This window comes from Pseudomonas sp. NPDC087612, assembly GCF_044743505.1.
Taxonomy (GTDB): domain Bacteria; phylum Pseudomonadota; class Gammaproteobacteria; order Pseudomonadales; family Pseudomonadaceae; genus Aquipseudomonas.
In genome coordinates this window covers 377,469-403,674 of the sequence record NZ_JBIUWO010000006.1, presented here as the reverse complement: position 1 = coordinate 403,674, position 26,206 = coordinate 377,469, and the positions used below count along the sequence as shown (strand labels likewise).

General features: G+C 65.0%; 22 protein-coding genes. 16 read left to right on the top strand and 6 right to left on the bottom strand.

Annotation, left to right across the window (positions count from 1 at the left end; all coding sequences use genetic code 11):
• Positions 1-4: 4 nt before the first annotated feature.
• The gene (locus ACIOVF_RS15200; protein ID WP_213601325.1) at positions 5-952 is read right to left on the bottom strand and encodes a LysR substrate-binding domain-containing protein; all 948 of its coding nucleotides are present in this window, start codon (positions 950-952) and stop codon (positions 5-7) included.
• A 101-nt stretch (positions 953-1,053) separates the two neighbouring features.
• Between ACIOVF_RS15200 and ACIOVF_RS15195 the strand changes: the two genes are divergently transcribed.
• The 3 genes from ACIOVF_RS15195 to ACIOVF_RS15185 all read left to right on the top strand — a co-directional run bounded on the left by ACIOVF_RS15195 (position 1,054) and on the right by ACIOVF_RS15185 (position 4,123).
• Positions 1,054-2,367, top strand: coding sequence for an L-fuconate dehydratase (locus tag ACIOVF_RS15195; protein WP_401290494.1), 1,314 nt, complete (start codon positions 1,054-1,056; stop codon positions 2,365-2,367).
• 67 nt (positions 2,368-2,434) lie between these two features.
• The gene (locus ACIOVF_RS15190) at positions 2,435-3,736 is read left to right on the top strand and encodes an MFS transporter (protein ID WP_401290491.1); all 1,302 of its coding nucleotides are present in this window, start codon (positions 2,435-2,437) and stop codon (positions 3,734-3,736) included.
• A 186-nt stretch (positions 3,737-3,922) separates the two neighbouring features.
• Complete coding sequence (locus tag ACIOVF_RS15185; protein ID WP_143013286.1) at positions 3,923-4,123, top strand: hypothetical protein; 201 nt, start codon at positions 3,923-3,925, stop codon at positions 4,121-4,123.
• Here ACIOVF_RS15185 and ACIOVF_RS15180 read toward each other — a convergent pair.
• Both ACIOVF_RS15180 and ACIOVF_RS15175 read right to left on the bottom strand, forming a co-directional pair.
• A complete protein-coding gene (locus tag ACIOVF_RS15180) occupies positions 4,107-5,213 on the bottom strand; it encodes an alkene reductase (RefSeq protein WP_401290488.1) in 1,107 nt (368 codons plus the stop codon). The genes ACIOVF_RS15185 and ACIOVF_RS15180 overlap by 17 nt on opposite strands.
• A 19-nt stretch (positions 5,214-5,232) precedes the next feature.
• Positions 5,233-5,643, bottom strand: coding sequence for a hypothetical protein (locus ACIOVF_RS15175; protein ID WP_401290486.1), 411 nt, complete (start codon positions 5,641-5,643; stop codon positions 5,233-5,235).
• Positions 5,644-6,033: 390 nt separating this feature from the next.
• On the opposite strand from ACIOVF_RS15175, the gene leuA reads away from it, so the two are divergent.
• The 11 genes from leuA (at position 6,034) to ACIOVF_RS15120 (ending at position 21,716) form a co-directional block, all read left to right on the top strand.
• Entirely contained in the window at positions 6,034-7,731 is a 1,698-nt protein-coding gene (gene leuA / locus ACIOVF_RS15170; protein ID WP_045198894.1) for a 2-isopropylmalate synthase, read from the top strand.
• Positions 7,732-7,741: 10 nt separating this feature from the next.
• Positions 7,742-8,476 carry a helix-turn-helix transcriptional regulator gene (locus tag ACIOVF_RS15165; protein WP_045198892.1) on the top strand — a complete coding sequence of 245 codons (735 nt, stop codon included), beginning with the start codon at positions 7,742-7,744 and terminating at the stop codon, positions 8,474-8,476.
• Between the two features lie 143 nt (positions 8,477-8,619).
• Complete coding sequence (locus ACIOVF_RS15160; protein WP_401290482.1) at positions 8,620-10,113, top strand: efflux transporter outer membrane subunit; 1,494 nt, start codon at positions 8,620-8,622, stop codon at positions 10,111-10,113.
• The gene (locus tag ACIOVF_RS15155) at positions 10,110-11,264 is read left to right on the top strand and encodes an HlyD family secretion protein (protein WP_401290479.1); all 1,155 of its coding nucleotides are present in this window, start codon (positions 10,110-10,112) and stop codon (positions 11,262-11,264) included. The genes ACIOVF_RS15160 and ACIOVF_RS15155 overlap by 4 nt, the downstream gene beginning before the upstream one ends.
• Positions 11,254-12,768: a DHA2 family efflux MFS transporter permease subunit gene (locus tag ACIOVF_RS15150; protein WP_045198886.1), complete on the top strand. Its 1,515-nt coding sequence runs from the start codon at positions 11,254-11,256 to the stop codon at positions 12,766-12,768. Before ACIOVF_RS15155 ends, ACIOVF_RS15150 begins: the two co-directional genes overlap by 11 nt.
• A gap of 370 nt (positions 12,769-13,138) precedes the next feature.
• On the top strand, positions 13,139-13,915 hold the full coding sequence (locus ACIOVF_RS15145; protein WP_401290476.1) for a DUF3050 domain-containing protein: 777 nt from the start codon (positions 13,139-13,141) through the stop codon (positions 13,913-13,915).
• Positions 13,912-14,259, top strand: coding sequence for a DUF4437 domain-containing protein (locus ACIOVF_RS15140; RefSeq protein WP_401290473.1), 348 nt, complete (start codon positions 13,912-13,914; stop codon positions 14,257-14,259). The genes ACIOVF_RS15145 and ACIOVF_RS15140 overlap by 4 nt, the downstream gene beginning before the upstream one ends.
• Positions 14,260-14,276: 17 nt before the next feature.
• Entirely contained in the window at positions 14,277-15,206 is a 930-nt protein-coding gene (locus tag ACIOVF_RS15135) for a diiron oxygenase (protein WP_045198880.1), read from the top strand.
• Between the two features lie 20 nt (positions 15,207-15,226).
• Positions 15,227-18,694 (top strand): amino acid adenylation domain-containing protein, encoded by a 3,468-nt coding sequence (locus ACIOVF_RS15130; RefSeq protein ID WP_401290470.1) that lies wholly within the window; start codon positions 15,227-15,229, stop codon positions 18,692-18,694.
• Between the two features lie 19 nt (positions 18,695-18,713).
• On the top strand, positions 18,714-19,181 hold the full coding sequence (locus ACIOVF_RS15125) for an SRPBCC family protein (RefSeq protein ID WP_093383132.1): 468 nt from the start codon (positions 18,714-18,716) through the stop codon (positions 19,179-19,181).
• Positions 19,182-19,328: 147 nt separating this feature from the next.
• Complete coding sequence (locus ACIOVF_RS15120) at positions 19,329-21,716, top strand: DUF3772 domain-containing protein (RefSeq protein ID WP_401290467.1); 2,388 nt, start codon at positions 19,329-19,331, stop codon at positions 21,714-21,716.
• 520 nt (positions 21,717-22,236) lie between these two features.
• Here the strand turns inward: ACIOVF_RS15120 and ACIOVF_RS15115 are convergent.
• Entirely contained in the window at positions 22,237-23,295 is a 1,059-nt protein-coding gene (locus tag ACIOVF_RS15115; protein ID WP_401290464.1) for a GlxA family transcriptional regulator, read from the bottom strand.
• Positions 23,296-23,328: 33 nt separating this feature from the next.
• Here ACIOVF_RS15115 and ACIOVF_RS15110 point away from each other — a divergent pair, with 33 nt between their 5' ends.
• Together ACIOVF_RS15110 and ACIOVF_RS15105 are read left to right on the top strand one after the other, a co-directional pair.
• Positions 23,329-24,282, top strand: a complete 954-nt coding sequence (locus tag ACIOVF_RS15110) for an ABC transporter substrate-binding protein (RefSeq protein ID WP_045198871.1) — start codon at positions 23,329-23,331, stop codon at positions 24,280-24,282.
• Positions 24,283-24,345: 63 nt separating this feature from the next.
• Entirely contained in the window at positions 24,346-25,467 is a 1,122-nt protein-coding gene (locus ACIOVF_RS15105; RefSeq protein ID WP_401290461.1) for an aryl-sulfate sulfotransferase, read from the top strand.
• A gap of 4 nt (positions 25,468-25,471) precedes the next feature.
• Here the strand turns inward: ACIOVF_RS15105 and ACIOVF_RS15100 are convergent, their stop codons facing one another.
• Entirely contained in the window at positions 25,472-26,002 is a 531-nt protein-coding gene (locus ACIOVF_RS15100) for a cupin (RefSeq protein WP_401290458.1), read from the bottom strand.
• Between the two features lie 35 nt (positions 26,003-26,037).
• Positions 26,038-26,184 (bottom strand): hypothetical protein, encoded by a 147-nt coding sequence (locus tag ACIOVF_RS15095; RefSeq protein ID WP_156160215.1) that lies wholly within the window; start codon positions 26,182-26,184, stop codon positions 26,038-26,040.
• Positions 26,185-26,206: the final 22 nt, after the last annotated feature.

The window sequence follows — 26,206 nt, the reverse complement described above, 5'->3', positions numbered from 1 at the left end:
GGGGCTACTGCGCCCGCAGGTAGTGCAACAGGGTTTCCAGGGCCACCGAGCGCGGCCGCGAACGCAAGGTCAGCAGCCCCAGGTTGACCATCGAGATCGGCAGTTCCACCGGCAGGATGGCAACCATGGCGTAACGGGCATAATGCTCGGCGACGTCGTTGGGCACCACTGCAATCATGTCCGAGGCCTCAAGCATCGCCGTGGTGGCGAGGATCGAGGCGGTCTCGACGATGTCCAGCGACTGCACCATGCCGGCTGCCTGCAGAGCGTTCTCGACCCGCCGGCGCATGGGGCTGCCGATCGGGTGGAGGATCCAGGTCAGCTCGGCGAGGTCGGCCAGCGCAAGGCGTGCGGCGCTGGCCAGCGGATGCCCGGCACGGGCGACCACGCGCATCTGCTCGTCGCTGTCGAACAGTTCGATGTTCAGCTCGTGACTGTCGCTCTGGTCCGGCAGGCGCCCGACCACCAGGTCGAAATCGCCGCGCAGCAGCGACGGCAGCAAGGTGTCGCTGGTACCGACCTCCAGCGAAATACGCACCTTGGGGTGCTCGCGCTTGTAAGCCAGCACCGCCTGGGTCAGCAGCCCCGGCACCGGGCCCATGACGCTGCCGACCCGTACCAGGCCGCAGGCGCCGCGGGCAAGTTCAGCGATCTGCGCCTGGGCGTGCTCGAATTCGTGCAGGGCGCCCTGGGCATAACGGATCATCACCTCGCCATACAGGGTCGGCTGCATGCCCCGGGGCAAACGCTCGAACAGGCGCACGCCGAGGCGCTCTTCCAGTTGCTGCAGCAACAGGCTGGCCGCGGGTTGCGTGGTGTGCATCGCCGCCGCGGCGCGGCGCAAATTGCCGAACTCGCCCAAGGCGTTGAGCAAGGTGATTTGCCGGCTGGAGATCTTCAGCGCCCCCAGGCTGGCAGGGGTCGGTAGCGCGACGTCGGGTTTAGGAGGCATATCAAATCCGGTATCCCTACTTAGGAATTGGCGATTATGCCTGTATCGCTCGACAACCTACAGTCAGGCCTCCCTGTGCCACCCCAGAACAAGAGCCCGCCATGAGCATACGCATTACCCACTTGAGTGTTCGCGACATCCGCTTCCCTACTTCGCTGTCGCTGGACGGCTCCGACGCGATGAACAGCGCCCCGGACTACTCGGCTTCCTATGTCGTGCTGCACACCGATGCCGACAGCCTCGAAGGTCATGGCCTGACCTTCACTATCGGGCGCGGCAACGAGATCTGCGCCGCCGCCGTGCAATCGCTGGCGCCGCTGATTGTCGGCCTGACCCTTGAAGACATCACCGCCGACATGGGCGGCTTCTGGCACCGCTTTACCGCAGGCGACAGCCAGCTGCGCTGGCTCGGCCCGGAAAAAGGCGTGATCCACCTGGCCACCGCCGCCATCGTCAATGCGGTCTGGGACCTGTGGGCCAAGCACGAAGGCAAGCCGGTGTGGAAACTGCTCGCCGACATGAGCCCCGAACAGCTGGTGGGCTGCCTGGACTTCAGCTACGTCACCGACGTGCTCACCCCCGAAGAAGCCATCGCCCTGCTGCGCCGTCAGGTGCCAGGCAAGGCCGAGCGCGAGGCGCAGATGCTGCGCGAAGGCTACCCCGGCTACACCACCGCACCCGGCTGGCTCGGCTACAGCGAAGAGAAAATGCGCCAGCTGACCCGCGAGGCTATCGCTGACGGCTGGACCCACATCAAGCAGAAAATCGGCGCCAACCTTGAAGACGACATGCGCCGCGCCAGCATCCTGCGCGACGAAATGGGCTGGGAGCGCACCCTGATGATGGACGCCAACCAGGTCTGGAGCGTCGATGAGTCGGTGGCCAACATGCGCCGCCTGGCAGTTTTCGAGCCGCTGTGGATCGAAGAGCCAACCAGCCCCGACGATATTCTCGGCCACGCCGCAATCCGCCAGCGCATTGCGCCGATCGGCGTCGCCACTGGCGAGCACTGCCACAACCGGGTGATGTTCAAGCAGATGTTCCAGGCCAGCGCGCTGGATTTCTGCCAGCTCGATGCCGCACGCCTGGGTGGCCTCAACGAGGTGCTGATCGTGCTGCTGATGGCGGCCAAGTACGATGTGCCGGTGTGCCCCCATGGCGGCGGCGTCGGCCTGTGCGAATATGTGCAGAACATCGCCCTGTTCGACTACATCGCCGTCTCGGCCTCGTTGCACAACCGCGTGCTGGAGTACGTCGACCACCTGCACGAACACTTCATCGACCCGGTGGTGATCCGCCGCGGTCGCTACATGCCGCCGCAACGCCCTGGCTACAGCATCGAAATGCACGCGCAAACCCTGGAGCGCTACCAGTATCCCGATGGCGCCGTGTGGCTGGACATCAACCGTGACTGACTGACCTGAGCCTGCGCGCCGCAACACGTGCGGCGCGCAGTACGCACATTTGAACGGGGAAAAAACAATGACAATCCTCACTAACGCGACAGCGGCCGTCGCGCCTGCCGTCGCCGACGACCAGCGCCTGAACCGTCTGCTGCTGCGCAAGCTGATGCCGCTGCTGATCGTGGTCTATGTGATGAGTTTTCTGGACCGCACCAACATTGCCCTGGCCAAGGCCAGCATGGGCATCGACCTGGGCCTTTCGGCCGCAGCCTATGGCCTGGGTGCCGGGCTGTTCTTCCTGACCTACGCGCTGGCCGAAGTGCCGAGCAACCTGATCATGCACCGGGTCGGCGCGCGTTTCTGGATCACCCGCATCATGATCACCTGGGGCCTGCTGTCGGCGGGCATGGCCTTCGTCCAGGGCGAAACCTCGTTTTACATCATGCGCCTGCTGCTGGGCGTGGCCGAGGCCGGGTTGTTCCCCGGGGTGATGCTCTACCTGACCTACTGGTTCGACCGCGAGCAACGGGCGCGGGCTACCGGCTATTTTCTGCTCGGGGTGTGCCTGGCGAATATTCTCAGCGGTCCGCTGGGCGGAGCCTTGCTCGAACTCGATGGCCTGCTGGGCTGGCACGGCTGGCAGTGGCTGTTCGTCATCGAAGGCCTGCCGGCGGTAGCTCTGGCCTATGTGGTGTGGAAGAAACTGCCGGACGGCCCGGCCTCCGCGCCCTGGCTGTCGGCGGCCGATGCCCGCGACATCGAGCAGCGCCTGAACGCCGAAAAAGCCTTGGCGCCGCAACAGAGCCGGCTCAGCCAGATGTTCGCCGACAAACAGATCTGGCTGGCGATCGCGGTGTACTTCGTGCACCAGATCACCATCTATACAGTGATCTTCTTCCTGCCGGGCATCATTGGCACCTACGCCGCCCTGACCCCGTTGCAGATCGGCCTGCTGACCTCGGTGCCGTGGATTGCCGCCGCCATCGGCGCCGCCACCCTGCCGCGCCTGGCTACCTCACCGGGGCGTTGCCGCACCCTGCTGTTCTTCGGTTTGCTGACCATGGCCGCCGGCTTGCTGCTGGCGTCGTTGTCGAACTCGTTCATCGGCCTGATCGGTTTCTCGCTGACCGCGCTGATGCTGTTCGTGGTGCAGTCGATCATCTTCGTCTTCCCCTCCAGCCGCCTCAGCGGCAGTGCCCTGGCGGCGGGCCTGGCCTTCGTCACCACCTGCGGGTTGCTCGGCGGTTTTGTCGGGCCGTCGGTGATGGGCCTGATCGAACAGACCACCGGCAACACCCGCAACGGCCTGTGGCTGATCGCCGCGCTGCTGGTGCTGGCGGCGCTGATCAGCACGCGCTTGCGCCAGGGTCAGGAGCCCTAGCACAGCCCGAGGTGACTCCGTCCATCGCAAACCGGCCAGGCCTGTCCATTTTTTGACAAGGCTTGGCCTGCGGATTGCAGAGGCTGGCAATCACCGTCGGGCAGTGACGTAATACTGACGCGACGGCCAGCCCCCCAACGCTTATGGACGCCAGCAATCGCCTTGCTCGGTCACCGGAGAAGTCACGTGTCTACCCTCACTGAAATTGCAGCCAACCACGCCAGAATGATCAACGCCGTGGCCGCCGGCACGAGCGAACCGAGCGAGCGCCCGGCGCTGCTGGTGGTGGGCTTGCAGGCCCCCGCCGGCCTTGACGGGGTAGTCCCGGTACCGCTGGAGCTGATGCTTGCAGCCCAGGAACCCAGCCACTTCACTTGCCTGTCATAAAGGCTGGATAGTCGCTGTAGCCCGGCTCGGCGCCGCCAAACAGGCGGCTGCCATCGAACTGCGCCATCGGCCAGCCGTTTGCCAGCCGCGCCGGCAAGTCCGGGTTGGCGACAAAGGGCCGGCCGAAGGCAATCAGGTCGACCAGCCCGGCCTCGAGCAAGGCCTGCGCGCGATCCTCGTCGTAGCGCCCGGCAACGATGATGGCGCCGGCAAACACCTGGCGCAGCTCATGGCGGAACGGCTCGGGGATCTGCGGGGCATCGTCCCAGTCGGCTTCGGCCAGGTGCAGGTAGGCAATGCCTTGGGCGCCCAGGGCCTTGGCGGCCTGGAGGATGGTCGGGATGACGTCCGCGCAGTCCATGCCGCGGGCGGTGATGTAGGGCGCCAGGCGCACGCCGGTGCGCTGCGCACCGATTTCGTCGGCCACCGCCGCGGCCACCTCCAGCAGAAAGCGGGTACGGTTTTCGCGGCTGCCACCGTAGGCGTCATCGCGCAGGTTGGAGGTGGTGCGCAAGAACTGGTCGATCAGGTAACCGTTGCCCGCGTGAATCTCGACGCCATCAAAACCCGCCTCGCGGGCATGCCGGGCGGCAAGCCGATAATCCTCGATCACCGCTTGAATGTCTGCCTGGCTCAGGGCCCGTGGCGGGCTGACCTCGACCATGCGCCCGACGCCATCATCGCCCACCACCCACACCTGGGCATCGGCACGCAGCGCTGACGGCGCAACCGGCTGGCCATCGGCATGGAAGCTCGCATGGGACATGCGCCCGACATGCCACAACTGCAGGAAAATCCGCCCGCCTTGGCCATGCACGGCGTCGGTCACCTGACGCCAGCCGGCTACTTGCCCGGCACTGTAGATGCCGGGGGTAAAGCTGTAACCCTTGCCCTGCGGGCTGATCTGCGTGGCTTCACTGATGATCAGGCCGGCACTGGCGCGCTGGGCGTAATAGGCCGCCATCATGGCGTTGGGCACATCACCGGGCTGGCTGCTGCGCGAGCGGGTCATCGGCGCCATGACGATACGGTTGGGCAACTGCAGTGGGCCCAGTTCAAAGGGTGTGAACAACGAAGCTGAAGTAGACATGCGTGTGGCTCTCCTGAAGTCAGACAGGTGCGTGGTCGCACTGCTGGTAGTCGTGGGTAATGCCGAGGTCGTCGCGATCGAGCGGGCAGTCCAGTTCCAGGACCAGGCCGCCGGGCAGGCTGACAAACAGTTGGCAGATGCGTTGCTCCGGTACCAGCGCGACCTGGTAGGCCAGGCCACTGGCGCGGACGCGTTCGAGCACTGCCGACGCCGGCTGCCGGGTACGCAGGGCCAGATGGCTGAGCTCGGTGTGCGCCCCCTGGATCAGATGCACCAGGGCCTGGTCGCCCTGGTACAGCCATTGCCCGGGAAATGGAAACGCCGGCCTCGGCCCGGGCTCGACGCCCAGCAGGGTTTGCAGCGCAGCCTGAAGCTCGCCGTCGGCGGCGGTGGTGAAGGCCAGGTGATCGAACTGCAGGTCAAGGGTCATGCTGAGCACCTCTGTGTGGGGTGTCAGCATGATGTTTGATTGAAAGTCGCTGATAAACAGGGCTGGACTGCAATGACTTGTTAGCAATTTTTATAGATGAGTTGAAACCCGCCACTAGGTGCCGGCTGAGGCCAGGTGCAATTTGCGGCTGAGCGTCGCAGGCAGGCGTTCAAATGGTGAGAATATGCTTATAAAAATCCTTAATCGCAATAAATCACCAATAATTTCAACTTTAAGGCGATCAGCAAAGGCTTCTTCACCAATCACTGGCAAAATTAGCAATTATTTCTAGATGTAACAGCGCTAGAATTGGATCCCATCTGCGATTGGCATCGGTTGCTTGCGGGCAACCGGCGCTGCGCAAAACCGTAGGCACAGGAGAACGCCGCCATGATGTTGAAGGATCCTTCTACCAAGTACCGTCACTTCACCACCGTCGACCTGCCGGACCGCCAGTGGCCGAACCGGGTCCAGCAGGTCGCCCCGACCTGGTGCAGTGTGGACATGCGCGACGGTAACCAGGCGCTGATCGAACCGATGAACGCCGAGCGCAAGCGGCGCTTCTTCGACCTGCTGGTCAAGGTCGGCTTCAAGCAGATCGAGGTGGGTTTCCCGGCGGCGTCGCAAACCGACTTCGATTACGTGCGCGAGCTGGTCGAGAGCGGCGCGATCCCTGACGACGTTACCATCCAGGTGATGACCCAGGCCCGCAGCCACCTGATCGAGCGCACCTTCGAAGCCCTCAAGGGCGTGCCCCGGGCGATTGTCCACGTCTACAACGCCACCGCGCCGGTGTTTCGCGAGGTGGTGTTCGGGGTCGACCGCGCCGGCTGCATCGAGATCGCCACCCAGGCCACCCGCGAGATCAAGGCCCACATGCAGGCCAACCCGCACACCCAGTGGACCTACCAGTACTCGCCCGAGACCTTCTGCTTTACCGAGCTGGATTTCGCCCTGGAGATCTGCGAGGCGGTGACCGAGGTGTTCCAGCCCTCGCCAAGCAACAAAATGATCCTCAACCTGCCGACCACCGTCGAGGTCTCGACCGCCAACGTCTTCGCCGACCAGATCGAGTGGTTCTGCCGCCACTTGAGCTGCCGCGACAGCGTGGTCATCAGCGTGCACCCACACAATGATCGCGGTACCGGCGTGTCGACCGCCGAGCAGGCCTGCCTGGCGGGCGCCGAGCGGGTCGAGGGCACCTTGTTCGGCAACGGTGAGCGCACCGGCAACGTCGATATCCTGACCCTGGCGATGAACCTCTACACCAGCGGTATCAGCCCGCAGCTGGACTTCTCGGACATCATCCACGTGCAGCGCGAAGTCGAGTTCTGCAACCAGTTGCCGACCCACCCGCGCCACCCGTATGCCGGCGAACTGGTGTTCACGGCGTTTTCCGGCTCGCACCAGGACGCCATCAAGAAAGGCTTCGCCCACCGGCGCAACAACCCCGAGGGCTACTGGCAGATCCCTTACCTGCCGATCGATCCGGCCGACATGGGCCGCAGCTACGAGGCAGTGATCCGGGTCAACAGCCAGTCCGGCAAAGGCGGTGTTGCCTATCTGCTCGAGCAACACGGCATTGTCCTGCCGCGGCGCCTGCAGATGGAGTTCAGTGGCCTGGTGCAACAAGTGGCCGACGAGGCCGGCCAGGAGATCACCAGCGACATGATCCTGTCGTGCTTCACCGACAACTACCTTGAGCAAGGCAAGCCCTACACCCTGCAGCAACCTCGGCTTGCCAGCGAAGACAGCTGCACCTACCTCGATGCCCAGCTGGACATCGCCGGCGCGCGCCTGGCGCTCAGCGGCGAAGGTAACGGGCCGTTGGCGGCGCTGGTCAATGCCTTCGCCCAGCAGGGCCTGAACTTCGATATCGCCGACTATCACGAGCACGCCATTCGTGACGGTGCCCAGGCCGAAGCCATCGCCTATGTCGAAATCCGCGTCAACAGCCAGCTGCTGTTCGGCGTCGGCAAAGACAACAGCATCCTCCAGGCATCGCTCAAGGCCGTGGTCGGTGCCGTGTCGCGGGCCACCCGCCAGGGCTTGCTCAAACCCCTGCACGCCGCCAGCGTTTCTGCCTGAGGAGAAAGGCATGGAACCATTAGCGATGGACTATGAACATGGCGAGGTCGTGGGCAGCCACTGCCATGCCGAGGACCAGTTGATCTACGCTACCAGCGGGGTCATGCGCGTGTGCAGCGACGAAGGCAACTGGGTGATCCCCTGCGGGCACGCCCTCTGGGTGCCGGCAGGGGTCAGCCACGAGGTGCGCATGAGCGGCGAAGTGAGCATGCGCACCTTGTTGCTCAGCGCCCACGTCGACCGCTGTCAGGTGATCGTGGTCTCGGGGCTGCTGCGCGAGCTGATCCTGGCCTCATCACGCATGCAGGAGCAGCGCGACGAGTCGTTGGGCGAGCATGTGCGCGCGCTGATTCACCGCGAGCTGGAGGCGGCCGAACGCATCGAGGCGCATGTGCCGGTGCCGCAGCATCCACGCCTGCGGGCCTGGTGCGAGCGCTTTCTCGAAGACCCCGCGCAAGACCTCACCCTGGAGCAATGCGGCGCGCAGTTGAACATGAGTGCGCGCACCGTGGCGCGATTGTTCCAGCGCGAGGTGGGGATGTCCTACGGTGAATGGCGCACCCGCACGCGCATGATTCTCAGCCAGCAGCGCCTGGCCGGTGGCATGCCGATCCTGCACGTGGCGCTCGAACACGGCTACCAGAGTGCCAGCGCCTTTGCCGCGATGTTCAAGCGCATCCTCGGCTACACCCCACGCGACTGGCAGGTCAGCGCCCTGGAAGGCAGCGCCACGCGCAGCCACTGAGACCCGCAGCGAGGATGGCGGCCACGCCCTCCTCGCTGCCGGGCCAGGTTGTCCCGGTCACGGCCATGGTTGTCCCGCTCGCGGCAGAAGCGCTGCCCTCCCCTCGTTAATCTGGCATCACGACCCTAGATGTGACTTTCGTGATGCGTGCACTTCGATCCCCGCCGTTCCCCGCCAGGCTTCTCGCCGCCACCAGCCTCCTGGCTGTGCTCTGCGCTTGCAGCGGCCAATCCGTAACGACCCCGGCGCCATTGGCACTGCAAGCCGATCCACTGGCCAGCCTGCCCGCCGGCGTCAGCCAGCAGGCCTTGCCCGAGCGCTGGTGGGAGCTGTACCAGGACCCGCAGCTCAACACCTGGGTCCAGCAAGCCCTGGCGCATAACCAGGACCTGGCCCAGGCCGAGGCCAACGTGCAGGCCATGCTCGCCGGTATCGGCGAGTACGACGCCAGACGCTGGCCCTCGACCAGCGTCGAGTTCGGTGCCAGCTACGGCAAAAGTGCCGACGACCAGACCCTGGCCCAGGCCACCGACAGCCATGCGCCGTCGCAATGGGAATTCAACCCGGGCATCGAGCTGGCCTATCAGGTCGATGTCTGGGGCCAGGTGCGGGCTGCCATCGAGCGCGCCCGGGCCCAGGCCGACGCCTCCCGCGAGGCCATGGAGCTGGTGCGTTTGCAGGTGGTGACCCAGACCAGCCGCGCTTACATCGACCAGTGCGTTTACGGCGCGCGCCTGCAGGAAACCGAACAATCCCTGCAGACCCTGGAGCGCAGCGTGCAGCTCAGTGACCGCCAGCGCCAGGCCGGGATCGCCACCGAACTCGATGCGGTGCGCCTGCGCGGGCTGCGCGAGCAGGTCCGCGCGCAACTGCCGATGCTTGAAGCGCGGCGGCAAATGGCGCTGTTCGAACTCAGCGTGCTCAGTGGCCAGCCGCCTGCGGCAATCAGCGCCGGTGCCGCCAGCTGCCGAAGCATCCCGACCCTGAAAGCAGCGTTGCCTGGCGGCGATGGCTGGCAACTGCTGGCCCGCCGCCCGGATGTGCGCAAGGCCGAGCGCGACCTGCGCGCCGCCGACCTTGAAGTCGACATCGTCAAGGCCGACCTGTACCCGAAGGTCAGCTTCGGCGCCTCGCTGACGTCCTCGGACCATCACCTGTCCAACCTCGGTGACAGCCAGGCGGTGATGTTCGCCGTCGGCCCGCTGATCAGCTGGGAGTTCCCCAACATCAAGGCCAACCGCGCCCGGGTCAGCAAGGCCCGGGCCCTGCAGCAAGCGCAGATCGCCCACTACCGCGGCGTGGCCCTGGGCGCGCTCAAGGATGTGCGCCAGGCCCTGGCCGGCTACGACGGCGAACGCCAGCGGGCACGGGCCCTGGATGCGGCCCTGGCGCACAGCCAGCGCGGCTTTGCCCTGGCCCAGGACAACTACCGCGCCGGCACCGTCGATGCCCTCGAGGTACTCGACAGCGAGCGCGACCTGATCAGCGTCCGCGCTCGCCACGTCGAGGCCCAGGGGCGCCTGGCGCGGGCACAAATCAATCTGTTCCGGGCCCTGGGCGGCAGCTGGCAAACGCCACCGGCCGCGGCCGCGACCCTGGTGCAGAGCGCACCTACCGACACTGGAATCCAACCATGAATATTGCCGTTGAAAAACCACCGCTGGCTGCCGATGAGCAGCAGCGCAAAGCCCCTTTGCCCACCCTCACCCGGCGGCGCCTGGCGCTGTACGCCACAGGCGGCCTGAGCGTGGTGGCGGTGCTGGTGTTCGGCGGCTACTGGTTTAGCACCGGGCGCTTTCTGGAGACCACCGATGACGCCTACGTGCGCGCCGACTGGGTGGCCTTGAGCCCGCGCGTGGCCGGCTATATCGCCCAGGTTGAAGTCGATGACGACCAGGCGGTAAAAGCTGGCGACGTGCTGGTACGCCTGCAAAACCGCGACTATCAGGCCCGCCGCGACCAGGCCGAAGCCGGGGTGGCCGAGGCCCAGGCTGCGCTGACCGCCGCCCAGGCCAGCCAGCAGGTGGCAGTGGAGCGCATCAACCAGCAGCAGCAAGCCATCCTCCAGGCCGAATCGGCGGTGCACAGCGCCGAGGCCGAGCGGCGCCGCAGCGAACTGGACATGCAGCGCTACCAGGGCCTGGTGCGCGACAACGCCGCCACCGTGCAGCGCCTGGAATCGGCCAACGCCAATGCCATCCAGGCCCGCGCCGCCTTGCAGAGCGCCCAGGCCCGCCAGCGCGAGCAGCAGTCGCAACTGGCAATGGCCAAGGCCCAGGCGCTGCTGGCCGAGGCGCAGATCAAACAACGTTCGGCAGCCCTGGCCAGCGCCAAGGCCCGCCACGCCCTGGCCGACCAGGACAGCCAGGACACAGTGATCCGCGCGCCCATCGACGGCGTGGTCGGCCAGCGCCGGGTGCGCGCCGGGCAATACGTGGTGCCCGGCCAGCCATTGCTGGCGGTGGTGCCGCTGCACCAGACCTACGTGGTTGCCAACTACAAGGAAACCCAGCTGGCCCACATGCGCCCGGGGCAGCCGGTGGAAATCAGCATCGACAGTTTCTCAAGCCAGCACCTGCGTGGCCGGGTGGCCAGCTTCTCGCCGGCTTCGGGCAATGTCTTCGCCCTGCTGCCCTCGGACAACGCCACCGGCAACTTTACCAAGATCGTCCAGCGCTTTCCCGTGCGCATCCTGCTCGACCCGGCCGAGGACGGCGTGCAGGTGCTGCCGGGAATGTCGGTGGTAACCACCGTCGACACCCGTGGGGAGCCTGCCGATGAGCAGTGAACAGCCGGTCTCGTTGCGGGCCTGGGTGGCCGTGATCGGCGGCTTGTTCGGCTGTTTCATGGCCGGCATGAACGTCCACGTCACCAGCGCTGCGCTGCCGGAAATCCGCGGTTCGCTGGGCGCCAGTTTCGAGGAAGGCTCGTGGATCTCCACCGCCTACCTGGTGGCGGAGATCGTCATGATTCCGCTCACGGCCTGGCTGGTCGAAGTATTCTCCATGCGCCGGGTGATGTGGACCGGCTCGTTCATCTTCCTGCTGGCCTCGATCGCCTGCTCCTGGGCGCCCAACCTCGAGGCGATGATCATCATCCGGGTGATCCAGGGCGCCGCCGGTGCGGTGCTGATCCCGCTGTCGTTCCAGCTGATCATCACCGAACTGCCGGCCAGCAAGATGGCCATGGGCATGGCCCTGTTCAGCCTCGCCAACAGTGTCGCCCAGGCCGCGGGGCCGTCGATTGGCGGCTGGTTGACCGATGCCTATTCCTGGCGCTGGATTTTCTACCTGCAGCTGTTCCCCGGGGTGGCGCTATTGATTGCCATCGCCTGGTCGATCGAGGCCAAGCCGATGAAGCTCGAACTGCTGCGCCGCGGTGACTGGCTGGGGATCTTCGCCATGGTCGTGGGCCTGGGCGGCCTGCAGATCGTGCTCGAGGAAGGCGGGCGCCTGGACTGGTTCGGCTCGGGCTATATCCTCGGCATGTCGGTGGCCGCCGGCATCGCCCTGGTGGTGTTTGTGGTCACCCAGCTGTACGGCAGCCGTGCCTTCATCAACCTGCGCCTGCTCGGGCGCTACAACTTTGGCGTGGCCAGCGTGGCCATGTTCATCTTTGGCGGCGCCACCTTCGGCCTGGTGTTCCTGGTGCCCAACTACCTCTCGCAGTTGCAGGGGTTCAGCGCCCGCGACGTCGGCGTCAGCCTGATCGCCTATGGCCTGGTGCAATTGCTGCTGGCGCCGCTGATGCCGCGGTTGATGGCCTGGACCAGCGCCAAGTTCATGGTTGCCAGCGGCTTTCTGATCATGGCCCTGGGCTGCTGGCTGGGCGCCAGCCTCAACGTCGACAGCGCCGACAACGTCATCATCCCCTCCACCGTGGTTCGCGGCATCGGCCAGCCGTTCATCATGGTAGCGCTGTCGGTGCTGGCGGTGGCGGGCCTGGACAAGCGCGAAGCGGGCTCGGCATCGGCGGTGTTTTCCATGTTGCGCAACCTCGGTGGCGCCATCGGTACCGCCGGGCTGACGCAGATCGTCGCCACCCGTGAGCGCTACCACAGCGAGCGTATTCACGAACATGTCACGGTGTTTTCACCAGGTTTGCAGGAGCGCCTCAACCAGGCGGTGCACACCTGGCTGCCGCAACAGCAGCAGATACTGGAGGGTCTGGCTGCAACCATACGCCGCGAGGCGTACCTGATGGCCTACAGCGATGCGTTTTATGTCGCCTGCCTGGCCCTCATTGGCTGCGCAGTAGCAGCGCTGGTGCTGCGCACCCAACGGGCGGCCTGAAGTTTACATGTAATTAATAGTTATAACGGTATAAGCGAACAGGGAGTTCAATGACATGGCATGCACTAAACCCAATTAAATAGCGATAAAAATCGCTATTAACAGTCTCTTGCCGCTTGGCAACTTCAGCAATGAAGTTGCCTTTTTCGCGTGCCTGCAACTTATTAATCGGCGGATAAATTTTATGTTTGCGAAGTCTTGATTTGTAACTTCTTATGTCTTAGCTTTCCGTTGCCTGGCGCCATAACGGTTCCGGCCACTGCATGACGCAAACGCGCCAACAGGCCAGTTTCTGGCCACCTGTGCGGCTGCCCTAAAAACGATAACGCTGTTTTATATCCCGACAAAAAACCTGATAACCGAGGAAAACATGCACAATCAAAAAGCCGTTCTTGAACACAACAAAACCGAACTTGGCAACCACCCGATCTTCGCTGAAATCGGTTCTTTGCAGGTATTGCGCACGTTCATGGAGACCCATGTTTTTGCGGTCTGGGACTTCATGTCGCTGACCAAGCGCCTGCAGCAGGAGCTGACCTGCACCCGCCTGCCGTGGCTACCACCGCTGGACCCCGCCGCCGCCCACCTGATCAACGAAATCGTCCTCGGTGAAGAGTCCGACCAGAACCTGCAAGGCGGCCACTACAGCCACTTCGAACTGTACCTGCACGCCATGCGCGAGATCGGCGCGAGCACCGACCGTATCGAGCATTTTGTCCGTCTGCTGCGCGGCGGCGTTGAGCTTGACGAAGCCCTGCAGCACTGCCATGCCTCGCCGGCAGCGGTGCGGTTTGTCGGCAACACCCTCGACACCGCCATCAACGCCAAGCCTCATGAAGTTGCCGCAGCCTTTCTGCACGGGCGTGAAAGCGTGATCCCACGGATGTTCCAGACCATTCTCGATGACTGGGACATCGGTACCGACCAGGCCCCGACCTTCCGCTACTACCTGCAGCGCCATATCGACGTCGACTCCGACGACCATGGCCCGGCCGCCGAAAAACTGCTCGATCGCCTGGTCCAGGGCGACCCGCAGCGCCAGCAGGAAGTCTACGCCGCCGCCATTGCCGCAGTCGAAAGCCGCCGCGTGCTGTGGGACGAACTGCGCGCCGAAATGGCCGTGCAGATCGCCGAGTGTGTCGCATGAAGTTCGAAGTCATCGAGCACGACCAGGCCACCTGGCAAGCGGTCAGCAGCGAGCGCGGCATCACCCTCACGGTGTTCAAGGACACCCTCGATGCCAGCACCCGCACCGGTATCCGCACACGCCTGGTGCGCTTTAACCCCGGTGGCGGCACGCGTGAAATCTATACCCATGATTATCACGAAGAAGTGTATCTGATCGAAGGTGATCAAACCGAACAGGCCGCGCCCGGGCGTGCACAAAAGACTTACGGGCAAGGCAGTTACTTCTTTCGCGCGGCGCACACGGAACATGGTCCTTTTCATTCGGACCAAGGCTGCCTGTTATTTGAAGTTCATTACTATTGAACGGTGGGCAAGGTTAAATGAACGCACATGAGTATCAGTCTTTCGCCGACTCCTGGGAGCGGCGAGCGACCATTCGCACGCGTCCGCGACGCACCGTGGAAGATGACGGCAAGTTGATTTACCCGACCAGCCGTCAACCCCTGGTGACCAGCGCCGTCTTTATGGAACAGTGCCCGCACTTGACAGACTTTGCCCTGGTGCAAAGTCTCTACAAGTTCATTAATGACGTGGTGATCTTCGAAACCGAGATTGTCGACAAGACCGCACGCAGCATTGCCAAGGACAGCTTTGCGATCCGCTTTCCGTTTGCCTGCCGCTACGACGCCATGACCGTGGTGGTGGATGAGGACTACCACGCCCTGGTGGCCATGGACTACCTGCAGCAGACCATCGAGCTGACCGGTATCGAGCCCATCGCCCTGCCGCGGGAAATCGAGCTCAGCCGCTCGATCCCCAAAGCCATGGAGATGGCCCCCGAGCACCTGAAAGCGGCGGTCGAGCTAATTTGCGTGGCGGTTGCCGAGAACACCTTGACCAATGATGTCGCCGCCTTCGCCCGCGACGACACGGTCAAGGAATCGGTCAAGGGCCTGATGGCTGACCACCTGGCCGACGAAGGCCGGCATTCGAGCTTCTGGGCGCGGCTGACGCGCATCTACTGGAGTGCGGCGCCGGCTGAAGACCGGCAGATCCTCGCTTCGATCATGCCGGTGTTCCTCAGCCACTACCTGACCAACGACATCCAGAAAGCCTTCGACCTGGCGCTGATCGCCCACCTGGACACCAGTGAGCAGGTCAAGGCAGCGCTGCGCCTGGAAGTTGAAGCCATGGACTTCCCGATCACCCCGGGGCATCCCCTGGTGGGCAACATCATGCGGTTTTTCCGCGCCAGCGCAATGCTCGAAGATCCGGCCGTGCAGTCTTCCCTGGCCGCCTACCTGATCTGACATCAAAGGAATCAATGCCGATGAGACGTCTTGAAATTCTGCTGTGCGGGAGCAGCCGCGGGCTGGCCTGCCTGGCGGACGAGTTGCGGCGAATGGGCCATGGTGCCCATTTGCTCGACACGCCGGCCAGTTACGATCACTGGCAACTCCACGCCTCGGACCTGGTCATCGACGACGCGACCCTGGCGCCGTGGCCGGAAACGGGCAACACCTGGCAAGTCTCGTTGCAGGTCAGCGGCAGCGACCTCAGCGACCCGCTGCAAGACCTGCAACTGCACCTGCTGGGCCGCCAGGGCAGCCAGCCCTGGCAATGCCTGGAACGCCAGGATGTACCTGCAGAGGCCTCGGGCAATGGCGCCGACCTGGTGAACAGGGCCGTGCAGGAACTGGTCGAGGCGGCAGCGGCGCATGTCAGCGGCTACTCGCGCCATGACGACTACTTCAGCCAGTACCGCTTCCAGGCCCTGGGCCAGGTGCCCAGCGCCGGGCTGGGCGTGCTCGACACCCTGGCCTTCGCCCACCGTTGCAACCGCACGGCAGCGCCGGCCATTAGCGAGGCGGCCAGCGTGCCGTTCATCCAGCGCCTGGCCGCCAGCCTGCGCCAGCACCATGACGCCCCGGCCTTGCTGGTCGAAGGCCGCAGCGTCAGCTATGGCGAGCTGCATGCCCTGAGCGTGGCGATCCAGGAGCGCCTGGTGCCGCTGCTGGGTGAAGACCGGCAGCAGCCGGTGGTGGCCATCGCCCTGGGCAAGGGCGTGGCCCTCTACGCCTCGATTCTCGCCGTGCTCGGCTGCGGTGCCCTGTACCTGCCGCTGGACCCCAGCCACCCCGCCGAACGCCGGGCGCTGATCGTCGAACATGCCCGGGCGCGGATCGTCATCCACGACGATAACCTGGCCATCCCTGCCGGCTGCATCGGCCTGGATGTCAGCCACCTGAGCGCCGTGCACCAGGGCGCCGATGGCCACCAGGGCATTGCCCTGGCCCAGCATCAGTCGCTGCTGCGCGGCACCTGGGAAGGTGCGCGGCCGTGCGTGGCGATCTACACCTCGGGCACCACCGGAACGCCCAAAGGCGTGCAGTTGACCGTTGCCAACCTCAGCCACTTCTGTGCCTGGTACGCCGAGCATGTCGAGGTCGGGCCCAAGACCCGCGCCTTGCAGTTCTCGACCATCAACTTCGATGCTTCGCTGCTGGACATCTTCCCGACCCTGCTCGAAGGCGGTTGCCTGGTGGTGCCCAACGAGGACCAGCGCCGCGACCCGCTGGCCCTGGCGCAACTGGTGGTCCAGGCCGAAGTCAGCCATGCCTTCTTGCCACCGGCGCTGCTGAGCATCCTGCCGCTGCACAGCCTGCGCGGCATGACTCACCTGATCACCGGCGGCGATGTGTGCGAGCCGCACGTGATCGACGCCCTGGCCGAGCACTGCCACCTGCACAACATCTACGGCCCCACCGAAACCACGGTGCTGGCCACCAGCCGGGTGATGCGCGCCGGCGACTCGAACCGCCTGCTCGGCCTGCCGATCGCCAATACCCGCCTGTACCTGCTCGACGAACAAGGCCTGCCGGTGTCCGAAGGCCAGAGCGGCGAGATCTACATCGCCGGGCCCGGCGTCGGTGCCGGCTACCTGCACAACCCCGCCGCCAGCGCCGAGCGCTACCTGAACGGCAGCGGCGGCCTGCACGGCGAGCGCCTGTACCGCACCGGCGACCTGGCGCGCTGGGGCCGCGCCGGCGTGGAAATCATCGGCCGCCTGGACAATCAGGTGAAGATCCGCGGCTTTCGGGTCGAGCCCGAAGAGATCGAGCACGTGCTGCGCAGCAGCAACCTGTTCGGCCAGCAGGCCGTGGTAATCGATGAGCAGCGGCGCATCCTGGCGTTCTTCGCCGAACCGCGCAACGGTGATGCGCACAGCGCCACCGAAGCCTTGAAGGCCCATGCCCAGCAGCACTTGCCGGACTACATGCGCCCTGCCCGCTGGCGCCTGCTCGAGACCCTGCCCGCGACCACCAACGGCAAGATCGATCGCAAGGCCCTGCGCCTGATGCCCGACGACAGCCGTCAGCGCCAGGTGCGCGCCCAGCCGCTGAGCGCAGCCACGCAAAGCCTGCTGGCGATCTGGGCCAAGCTGCTGGAAATCGACGCCGACGACATCGGCCTGGACGAGAGCTTCTTCAACCTCGGCGGCCATTCGATCCTTCTCTCGCGCATGCTCATGGACATTCGCGAGACCTTCGCCAAGGGCGTGTCGATCAACCGCTTCATCGAGCAGCCGACGCTGAACAACCTGGCGCGCCTGCTTGAGCAGGACGACACCGCAGATGCCGTGGTCAGCGCCCGGGCCCTGGCCGACGCCAACCTCAGTGTCGACCTTGAGGTGCTGCCGCTCAGCCGCCAGGGTGACGTGCACAAGGTCATCGTCACCGGCGCCAATGGCTTTCTCGGTGTGCACCTGGTCGAGGCCCTGCTCGAACTGGGCTCCAGCGAAGTCGCCTGCCTGGTACGCACATCCCCCGGGCAATCGGCGCAGCAGCGTTTTGCCCAGGCCCTGGTCGACAATCGCCTCGAACACCTGGACATGAGCCGTGTGCGGGTGCTGGCCGCGGACATCAGCCAGCCGCTGCTGGGCCTGAGCGCTGAAGAGTACGAACACCTGGACCGCGACTACGGCGCGCTGATCTACAACGCGGCCAACGTCAACCACGTGCTCGACTACGAGTCGCTGATCAAGGACAACGTGGCGCCGCTGCTTGAATGCCTGAAACTGTGCGAGGGGCGCAGCAAGAAGATCTTCAACTTCATCTCCACCCTGTCGGCCTCCAGCAGCATCGATGCCCAGGGCCGGGTGCTGGAAACCCCGCCCGCGGCGACGCCGCCGATCTACATCCGCAATGGCTACAACCTGTCCAAGTGGGTCGGCGAGCGGATTCTCTGGAACGCCTGCGAGCGTGGCGTGCGAGTCAACATCTATCGCCCCGGGAACATTGCCTTCAATACCCGCACCGGCGTCTGCCAACCGCACCAGAACCGCCTGATGCTGATGCTCAAGGGCTCGCTGCAACTGAAGGAAGTGCCGCAACTGTCGCTGAACTTTGACCTGATGCCGGTGGACTTCCTCGCGCGCTTCATCGGTTTTCATGCCAGCCGCCACACCATCAACCGCGCGGTGTTCAACCTGCACAACCCGACGCCGCTGAGCTGGGACAACTACGTCGAGGCGTTCCGCCACATGGGCCACGACTTCCAGCTGGTGCCGGTCAGCCGCTGGCAGCAGCGGCTGTCGACCATCGGCAGCGACAACGCCTTGTTCGGTGTAGTCGGTTTCTACCTCAACGGTTTTGAGGAAGACATCGGCGACATCTCGATGATCGAGCACGGCAATGCCCGCCACGGCATCGACAACATGGGCGAGGAGTACCCCGCCAAAAGCCCGACCCTGCTGCGCCGGGGTTGTGAATTCCTCAAAGAAATCGACTTCATCTAACCCGTCAAAGGAGCTCGACATGTCACATCTGGAACCCGATACCCTGATCAAAAACCCTGTTGGCGAGCCCGTGGTTGCCACGGTGGCCGTCAATGCCGACGCCCGCAGCGTGTGGAACATCGTCGGCAACTTCGCCGGTTTTCCGGTGTTTATCCCGGCGCTGTCGCACATTGAAATGACCGGCAGCGGCGTGCGCTCGGTGCGCAAGAAGCTGTTCAAGGATGGCAACGTGGTGATGGAGCAACTCAATAGCCATGATGACCAGCAGATGGTCATGACCTGGTCGTTGATCTACACCTCGCTGAACATCGGCAACCTCTGGGCGCGCATGGAGGTCAAGGCCCAGGGCGCCAATCAGTCACTGGCCACCTGGACCATCATTGGCGAGCCGCAGACCGGCGGCGCGCAAGACCTGCCGGCGTTCCAGGCGTTCCTCCAGGGCTTTGCCGATGGCGCCATGAACAACGTCAAGCAGATGTTCGCTTAAGCCGCAGCGCAAGCCCGCTCCCACCGCCCGGTAGGCGCGGGCTTTGCCTCGCGGTTCACTACACAACGCACAAGCGCAGCCGGGCAAATGCCCGCCGATGTCCTACCCTCATAAGCTGGGAGATCAATAACCGAACCGGGCATAACCATGCGCAGTGCTTTGCAGATCATCGGCTTCATTGCCCTCACCCTGCTGCTGTCCAGCCCTCCCGGGCAGGCCGCACAACCCCCTGCGCCAGCACCCGCCAGTGCTGCCGTGCCTGTGGTCAAGGTCACCCAGCAAGACCTGCAAGCCCTGCAACTGCGCCTGGACAGCCTCAAGCAGCAGATTTCCCAGGCCAACAACTACAACCAGCTCGAAGGCCCGCAAGACCGCTTGCAGGCGCTGATCGTCGATATCGACCGGCTGAGCGCGGCGCTGTTGCCCGAACAGGCGCAGTTGCGCGCGCAACTGGAAGTGCTCGGCCCGGCGCCGGTCGAAGCCCTGGTGCCGGGCACCTCGGACATCGCCGCGCAACGCACGGCGCTTACCGAGCAGAAAAACAGCCTCGACACCACTCTCAAGGCCCTGGCGGCGCTCAAGGAAAACGCCAGCAACCTGCTGACGCAGATTTCCGCCATTCGCCGCACCATGCTCGAAAGCGAACTGACCCTGAGCACCCACAGCTTGCTCAACCCGGCATTCTGGTCGCCGGTGCTCGCCCCTTCGGCGGACGACCGCCAGCGCTTGCAGGCGTTCTTCGACGAGGTCAGCGATACCGCCAACGCGGTCTGGCAGCCCGGCCAGCGCTTGGCCACCCTGCTGCTGGTGCTGCTTGCCATACTGGCCTGGACCCTCGGCCGCCGGCTGCTGGAGCGCTGGCTGGCCTGGTTATGCATGAACCGCGTGCCTGAAGGCCGCCTGCGCCGCAGCTCGCTGGCTCTGGCCTCGGTAATGGCCACCCTGCTGGCCACCGGGGTAGCCCTGGAGCTGCTGTTTTACGCCTGCACCCACCACCTGCCGTTGCCGTCGATGCTGGCGACGTTTTCTGAAGAGTTCGAAAAGCTTGCCTATACCTGCGTGCTGATCACCGGCTTGAGCCGCGCACTGCTGTCGACCTCGCATCCGTCCTGGCGGCTGCCGGACATCGCCGACCCGGTGGCGCTGGCCTTGCAGCCCTTCGCCCGCTGGCTGGCCAGTACCTTGCTGGTATTGGTGGCCCTGGTGCAGATCTCCAACGCCGCCGGCATGAGCAGCCAGCTGGTGATCGCCGGGCGGGGAATCGCCGCGCTGGTGATCAGCGCCCTGATCATCGCCCTGTTGGTGCGCACCAGCCGCGCGCGCCGGGTCATGGCCGCCGCCGGCGATGCACCGGAAGCCGCCTCGACCATGGCCGGGCTGATCTACAGCATCGCCAGCATGGCCATGGTCATCTCGGTGATTGCCCTGCTGACCGGCTACGTGTCGCTGGCGCGCTTTGTGACCTACGAGGTGGTCTGGGTGTTCATCCTGCTGGCCGGCTTCTATGTGCTTATTCAGGTGTTCAAGGACGGCTGCGAATATGTCTTCTCACCGCGTCAGGCCAGCGGCAAGGCGCTCAAGGAACTGCTGGGCATCGGCGACCGGCGCCTGGACCAGATCGAGACCCTGGTCTCCGGCTTCGGCCGCGCCGCGCTGTTGCTGCTGGCGGTAATCACCCTGTTCGTTGGCGGCATCGGCACCACCCTGGGGCAGTTGATCAGCAACATCGTCGCGTTCCTGGGCGGCGCCGGCTTGCGCCAGTTCAACATCATCCCCGGGCACCTGTTCAATGCCGTGCTGGCCCTGGTGCTGGGCATCTACCTGATCCGCACGCTGCGCCGCTGGCTGGACAACGAGTTCCTGCCCAAGACCGACATGGACCCGGGCATGTGCGCCTCGCTCAGCACCCTGTTCGCCAACATCGGCTATGCCCTGGTGATCCTCCTGACCCTGTCGTCGCTAGGGGTGAAGTGGACCAACCTGGCCTGGATCGTCAGTGCGCTGTCGGTGGGTATCGGCTTCGGCCTGCAGGAAATCGTCAAGAACTTCGTCTCCGGGCTGATCCTGCTCACCGAGCGCCCGGTCAAGGTCGGCGACCTGATCAGCATCAGCGGGGTCGAGGGTGATATCCGCCGCATCAATGTGCGCGCCACCGAAATCCAGCTCAGCGACCGCTCGATCGTCATCGTGCCCAACTCGCAATTGATCTCGCAGAACCTGCGCAACGTCACCCTCGGTGGCAGCGCCCAGGGCGTGGCGAGCCTGGAGCTGGTGTTCCCGCTGGATATCGACCCCGAGCAGGTGCAGACCTTGCTTTACGATACCTACTGCGAGCACGAAACCATCCTCGACAAACCGGCGCCGTTCGTGCGCTTCAGCAAGCTCACGGCCGACGGCATCACCCTGACCGTGACCGGTTACGTCAGCAGCCCGCGGATTGTCGGTACCACCAAGAGCGACCTGCTGTTCGAGATCCTCAAGCGCCTGGGCGCGGCGGGTATCGAACTGGCCAAGCCGGCCGCGCCGGCAAGCTGAACATTGTGGGAGCAACTGCCTTGGAAGGCTTACAAGTGTTGGGGCGGCCAGGCTGTGTTTGAGTTGATCCATTTGATGATGAGGCGCTGCCGGCGCCTTCCGCCCTTACGGCGGGTCACTTTTGCTTGGCGGCAAAAGTAACCAAAAACGCCCTGTCCCTTCATCGGCCCTGCGCTGCGCTCCGGGTTCCCTCCTTCCACCCTTGCTCCCGTGGGGGCGCGCCGAAGGGCCGTCCCTGGCCCTGCGGCGCTCGCCGGCCATCCATGGCCGTCGCCCCACTACGCAAGGGTTCCACTCGGCCTTCTGCAAGGGACGATCGGTGGCGCCTGCGATTACGTACATCTAGAAGCAAAGCGCTTCTTTGCTTTCGCTTTTCGTGCATCGCCGATCCATTCACCACCACTCGTAGCCCGCCACAAAAGCGTAAAGGTGAGGTGTGAGCAGCGTCGCCAATGGATCCGCTCACGCCTCTCAAGGCCTACGCCACCTGTGGGAACCGGCTTGCCGGCGATGAAACCTGCTAGCGCGCAAGCTGCAGCCTTGACTGCGATCGGTAGCCCAGCGGGCTGGTGCCCAGTTGCCGCTGAAAACTGCGGCGCATGCGTTCTTCGTTACCGAAGCCGGTGGTTTCGGCGATGCGCTTGATCGGTTCCTGGCTGGTTTCGAGCAAGCGGCAGGCAGCTTCAAGCCTCAGGGTTTCGACGGTTTGCGCCGGGGTGCCGCCCGTAGCCGCGGCATAGGCGCGGGCAAAGTGCCGGGGGCTCATGCCGAGTTTTTCGGCCAGGCGTTCAACCCGCAGGTCGCCATTGAGGTTTGCCGCGATCCAGGCATGCAGGCGCACCAGGCGCTGGTCACGGTTGCGGTGCAGCGCTTGGCTCTGCGCCTTGAGTGGCGCGCTGAGCTGGGCCTGCTCGGCCGAGCGCTGCAAAAACACGGTGAAGTAACGCGCCAGGGCCAATGCCGCCTGGGCACCCAGGTCCTGTTCGAGCAGGGCCAGGCCCAGGTCGATGCCGGCCGCGGCGCCGCCGCAGGTCCATAAGCGCTCATCATGCAGGTACAACGCCTGGTGTTCCACGCGCAGCGCCGGGTAGCTGTGTTGCAGAGCCTGGGCAAACTGCCAGTGGGTGACCACCCGGCGTCCGTCCAGCAGCCCGGCGGCGGCCAGGGCGAAGGCGCCGGTGCCGATCGAACACAGGCGCCGCGCCGTCGGCGCCCGGCGTTGCAGCCAGGCGATTGCCTGCTGGTCACGCTCAAGCTCGGCAACCCCCGGCCCACCGATGACGATCAAGGTGTCGATTGCAAGCGCGCTGTCGACCTCGGCCAACGAACGGGTCATCACGCCAATCCCGGAGATCGTCTCGATCTCGCCGCCCTGGGCCGACGCCAGTATCACCCGGTAAGGCGGGTTATCGGCCAGTTCGCCGCCGAGCACCCGCGACGCCGCGGCAAATACTTCAAGGGGCCCGGCGGCGTTGAGCAGCAGCGCGCCGGGAAATGCCAGTACCAGCACCGTCCGGGCACTGTGCATGGCAGAAAAGGTGGGGTGTTTGGCATGGTGGCTGGCAGGTTGCGTCGACATACTCAAGGCACACGTGATTCGAGAGCCCAGACGATGCCGAGAAAGTCCTTCACTGCCAAGCACCTTGTGTTGCTGACCAGCCTGCTGGCCACCTTGCAGGTCTGGGCCGCGCCCGCGCCGGAACTTGAAGTCGGCGACCAGAGCGGCCTGACCCAGGCGCTGCTGGTGGCCGCCGGCCAAGACCAGGGGCTTGCCTACCGCCTCGACTGGCACCCGTTCGGCGCCGGCACCGCGCTGATGGAAGCGCTCAATGCCGCTGCCATCGACGTGGGTGTAGTCGGTAACGCGCCACCGGTGTTTGCCCAGGCCGGCGGCTTTGCGGTGCGCGTGGTCGCCGCGGCTGAAGGTGCACAGAACAACAACGCGCTGCTGGTGCAGGCGGACTCGCCGATTCGCCAGGCGGCCGACCTCAAGGGCAAGCGCATCGCCGTGGCCAAGGGCAGCAGCGGCCACTACCTGCTGCTGGCCACCCTCGCCCGCGCCGGGCTGCGGCTCAGTGACGTCAACGTGGTCTATGCAAGCCCGGTGGATGCGCAGAGCGCCTTTGCCAGCGGCAAGCTCGATGCCTGGGCGGTGTGGTACCCCTTTGTCGGCCAGGCCACCGCGCGCGGTGCGCAAAAACTGCTGGACGGCAGCCAGTGGCCGGAAACCGGGCTGAACTTTACCGTGGCAAGCCTCGCCGCCCTCGACGATCCGCACAAAGCCGAGGCGCTGGGTGATTTCGTCCAGCGCCTGGCTCGCGCCCAGGCCTGGGCCACGGCCAACCCCGAAGCCTGGGCGCAACAATTGGCCAGGGTTACCCGCCTGCCCTTGCCGCTGGTGCGCGACATGCTTGCCCAGCAGCACTTGCAGTACGTGGCCTTGGACGCCCGGGTCATCGGCCTGCAGCAACGCCTGGCCGACAGCTTTGCCCAGGCACGGTTGGTTCCGCGGCCGATCAAGGTCGCCGAGGCCTTCGACGACCGCTACAACCCCCTGCTGCCCTAACCCCCCTGCCCTTGTCGCCATGCCGCAAACGCCGGCAGGGCGGCGTTCATCTGGAGAAATGTGATGCCCACCCTCGATAACACAACCTTGCGCCGCCAAGCCACCGGCCTGCTCGCCGTCGACGCCGAGCGTTCGGCCGGCGGCTACACCCTGTTTGCCCCGCAAACCGCCGGCGGCAAGGTGTTTTTGATCGACCTGCACGGCAAAGAAGTGCACCGCTGGCAACTGCCCCAGCGCCCCGGGCGCGACGCGGTGATCCTCGCCAACGGCAACCTTGGCTACAACGGCAATCACCCGGATTCGCCCGAGCTGTTTCCGGGCTGGTCGGTGTGGCATGGCGGCGCCTTCAGCGAGGTGACGCCCGAGGGTGAAGTAGTCTGGCAGCACACCGATCTCGGCCATCATCATGACGCCCAGTGGCTGGCCAACGGCAACCTGCTGTACACCACCGCCGAGCCGCTGCCGCTGGACATCGCCCGCCGCGTGCAAGGCGGTATCCCCGGCAGCGAAGCGCCTGGCGGGGTGATCTACGGTGATGTGGTCAAGGAAGTCGATCGCGCCGGCAACCTGCTCTGGCAATGGCGCAGCTGGGAACACCTGGCCCCGGAGGACTACCCGCTGCACGCCTGCTTCGAGCGCTATCACTGGCCGATGACCAACAGCGTGACGCCGGGGCGCGACGGCAAGGTCATCCTCAGCCTGCGCAGCGTGTCCTCGGTAATCGCCGTCGACAAAGCCAGCGACCGCGTACTCTGGCGCCTGGGCCATGACCTGGTGGCGCAGCAGCATTGCCCCAGCGAGCTGGCGGACGGCCGTATCCTGGTGTTCGACAACGGCATCTCGCGCCCGCAGGTATCGATGCCGCATTCGCGGGTGATCGAGATCGACCCCGTGCGCCAGCGCATCGAATGGCAATATGCCGATACCCCAGGCTACGCCTTCTTCACCCCGTTCATGGGCGGCGCCCAGCGTTTGCACAACGGCAACACGCTGATCACCGAGGCCAACTTCGGCCGCCTGTTCGAGGTTACCCGTGCTGGCGAGGTGGTCTGGGAATACATCAACCCGCATTTTGCCGCCTACCCCGACGCCGCCTCACAGGCTTACCTGCCGGGTGAAAACAATGCGATCTTCCGTGCGCACCGTTACCAGGCGCAGGATATCGCCTGGCTGCAACGCGACTAGCGTTTTAGATCCGCCAGCCGCCGGCGCCGATCACCGGGTCCTGGCAAGGTAACGGCACCTGGGCGATGCGCGCCTGGCACGCCTCATGGGTCTTGGCGCTGGGGCGCTGGATGTCGTAGCCCTGCTGGCCCAGCGGGTAAGCGCCGACCACCAGAAAGTCCGCGCTGCTGTCGATGCTGCAGTGCCCGGTACCGGCCGGCAGCACCAGCACATCGCCGCGCTTGAGCCCCAGGAGCTGGCCCTGCGCACCGCCGAGCATCACCTGGGCGTGCCCGCAGGCAACGCCCAGGGCTTCGTGGGCGTTGGAGTGATAATGCTGGTAGGCAAAGATGCCCGCGCGCCACAAGGGTGGCCATTGATGGGCGCGGAACAAGGCTTCGAAGCCCGCCGCGGCATCGCTCTGCGGCGCGAGCCGAAGATGATAGAGCAGCACCGGCAAGCGGCTGTTGGGGGTCGCGCCGTCATCCTCGAAATACAACAGCCGGCGATTGCCGAGCATGGTTTGCGGGTCGATCTCACTGAGGTGCGGGTTCATCACGGTTGTCCATCTGACCTGCGCTGCTGGCACCCTTAGCGCTGATTGTCGCGCTCGTGCTCGCGGGCGATGCGCTCTTCGCGCCGTCGGCGCCGGGCCAACGCCGCGCCCCAGGCCAGTACCCCGACCGAGGCGATCAGCATCGCCGCCAACAGCAAGTAGCCCCAGTGAACTTCCATCATGCTGCGACACCTGGGGCCCGAA

Excerpts from the sequence above, each read along its gene's own strand:
- ACIOVF_RS15130 (WP_401290470.1), top strand. The coding sequence starts at position 15,227 with ATGAGACGTCTTGAAATTCTGCTGTGCGGGAGCAGCCGCGGGCTGGCC.
- ACIOVF_RS15195 (WP_401290494.1), top strand. The coding sequence starts at position 1,054 with ATGAGCATACGCATTACCCACTTGAGTGTTCGCGACATCCGCTTCCCT.
- ACIOVF_RS15190 (WP_401290491.1), top strand. The coding sequence starts at position 2,435 with ATGACAATCCTCACTAACGCGACAGCGGCCGTCGCGCCTGCCGTCGCC.
- ACIOVF_RS15140 (WP_401290473.1), top strand. The coding sequence starts at position 13,912 with ATGAAGTTCGAAGTCATCGAGCACGACCAGGCCACCTGGCAAGCGGTC.
- ACIOVF_RS15145 (WP_401290476.1), top strand. The coding sequence starts at position 13,139 with ATGCACAATCAAAAAGCCGTTCTTGAACACAACAAAACCGAACTTGGC.
- ACIOVF_RS15095 (WP_156160215.1), bottom strand. The coding sequence starts at position 26,184 with ATGATGGAAGTTCACTGGGGCTACTTGCTGTTGGCGGCGATGCTGATC.
- ACIOVF_RS15120 (WP_401290467.1), top strand. The coding sequence starts at position 19,329 with ATGCGCAGTGCTTTGCAGATCATCGGCTTCATTGCCCTCACCCTGCTG.
- ACIOVF_RS15105 (WP_401290461.1), top strand. The coding sequence starts at position 24,346 with ATGCCCACCCTCGATAACACAACCTTGCGCCGCCAAGCCACCGGCCTG.
- ACIOVF_RS15125 (WP_093383132.1), top strand. The coding sequence starts at position 18,714 with ATGTCACATCTGGAACCCGATACCCTGATCAAAAACCCTGTTGGCGAG.
- ACIOVF_RS15200 (WP_213601325.1), bottom strand. The coding sequence starts at position 952 with ATGCCTCCTAAACCCGACGTCGCGCTACCGACCCCTGCCAGCCTGGGG.
- leuA (WP_045198894.1), top strand. The coding sequence starts at position 6,034 with ATGATGTTGAAGGATCCTTCTACCAAGTACCGTCACTTCACCACCGTC.
- ACIOVF_RS15180 (WP_401290488.1), bottom strand. The coding sequence starts at position 5,213 with ATGTCTACTTCAGCTTCGTTGTTCACACCCTTTGAACTGGGCCCACTG.
- ACIOVF_RS15135 (WP_045198880.1), top strand. The coding sequence starts at position 14,277 with ATGAACGCACATGAGTATCAGTCTTTCGCCGACTCCTGGGAGCGGCGA.
- ACIOVF_RS15150 (WP_045198886.1), top strand. The coding sequence starts at position 11,254 with ATGAGCAGTGAACAGCCGGTCTCGTTGCGGGCCTGGGTGGCCGTGATC.
- ACIOVF_RS15100 (WP_401290458.1), bottom strand. The coding sequence starts at position 26,002 with ATGAACCCGCACCTCAGTGAGATCGACCCGCAAACCATGCTCGGCAAT.
- ACIOVF_RS15160 (WP_401290482.1), top strand. The coding sequence starts at position 8,620 with ATGCGTGCACTTCGATCCCCGCCGTTCCCCGCCAGGCTTCTCGCCGCC.
- ACIOVF_RS15115 (WP_401290464.1), bottom strand. The coding sequence starts at position 23,295 with ATGTCGACGCAACCTGCCAGCCACCATGCCAAACACCCCACCTTTTCT.
- ACIOVF_RS15165 (WP_045198892.1), top strand. The coding sequence starts at position 7,742 with ATGGAACCATTAGCGATGGACTATGAACATGGCGAGGTCGTGGGCAGC.
- ACIOVF_RS15175 (WP_401290486.1), bottom strand. The coding sequence starts at position 5,643 with ATGACCCTTGACCTGCAGTTCGATCACCTGGCCTTCACCACCGCCGCC.
- ACIOVF_RS15155 (WP_401290479.1), top strand. The coding sequence starts at position 10,110 with ATGAATATTGCCGTTGAAAAACCACCGCTGGCTGCCGATGAGCAGCAG.
- ACIOVF_RS15110 (WP_045198871.1), top strand. The coding sequence starts at position 23,329 with ATGCCGAGAAAGTCCTTCACTGCCAAGCACCTTGTGTTGCTGACCAGC.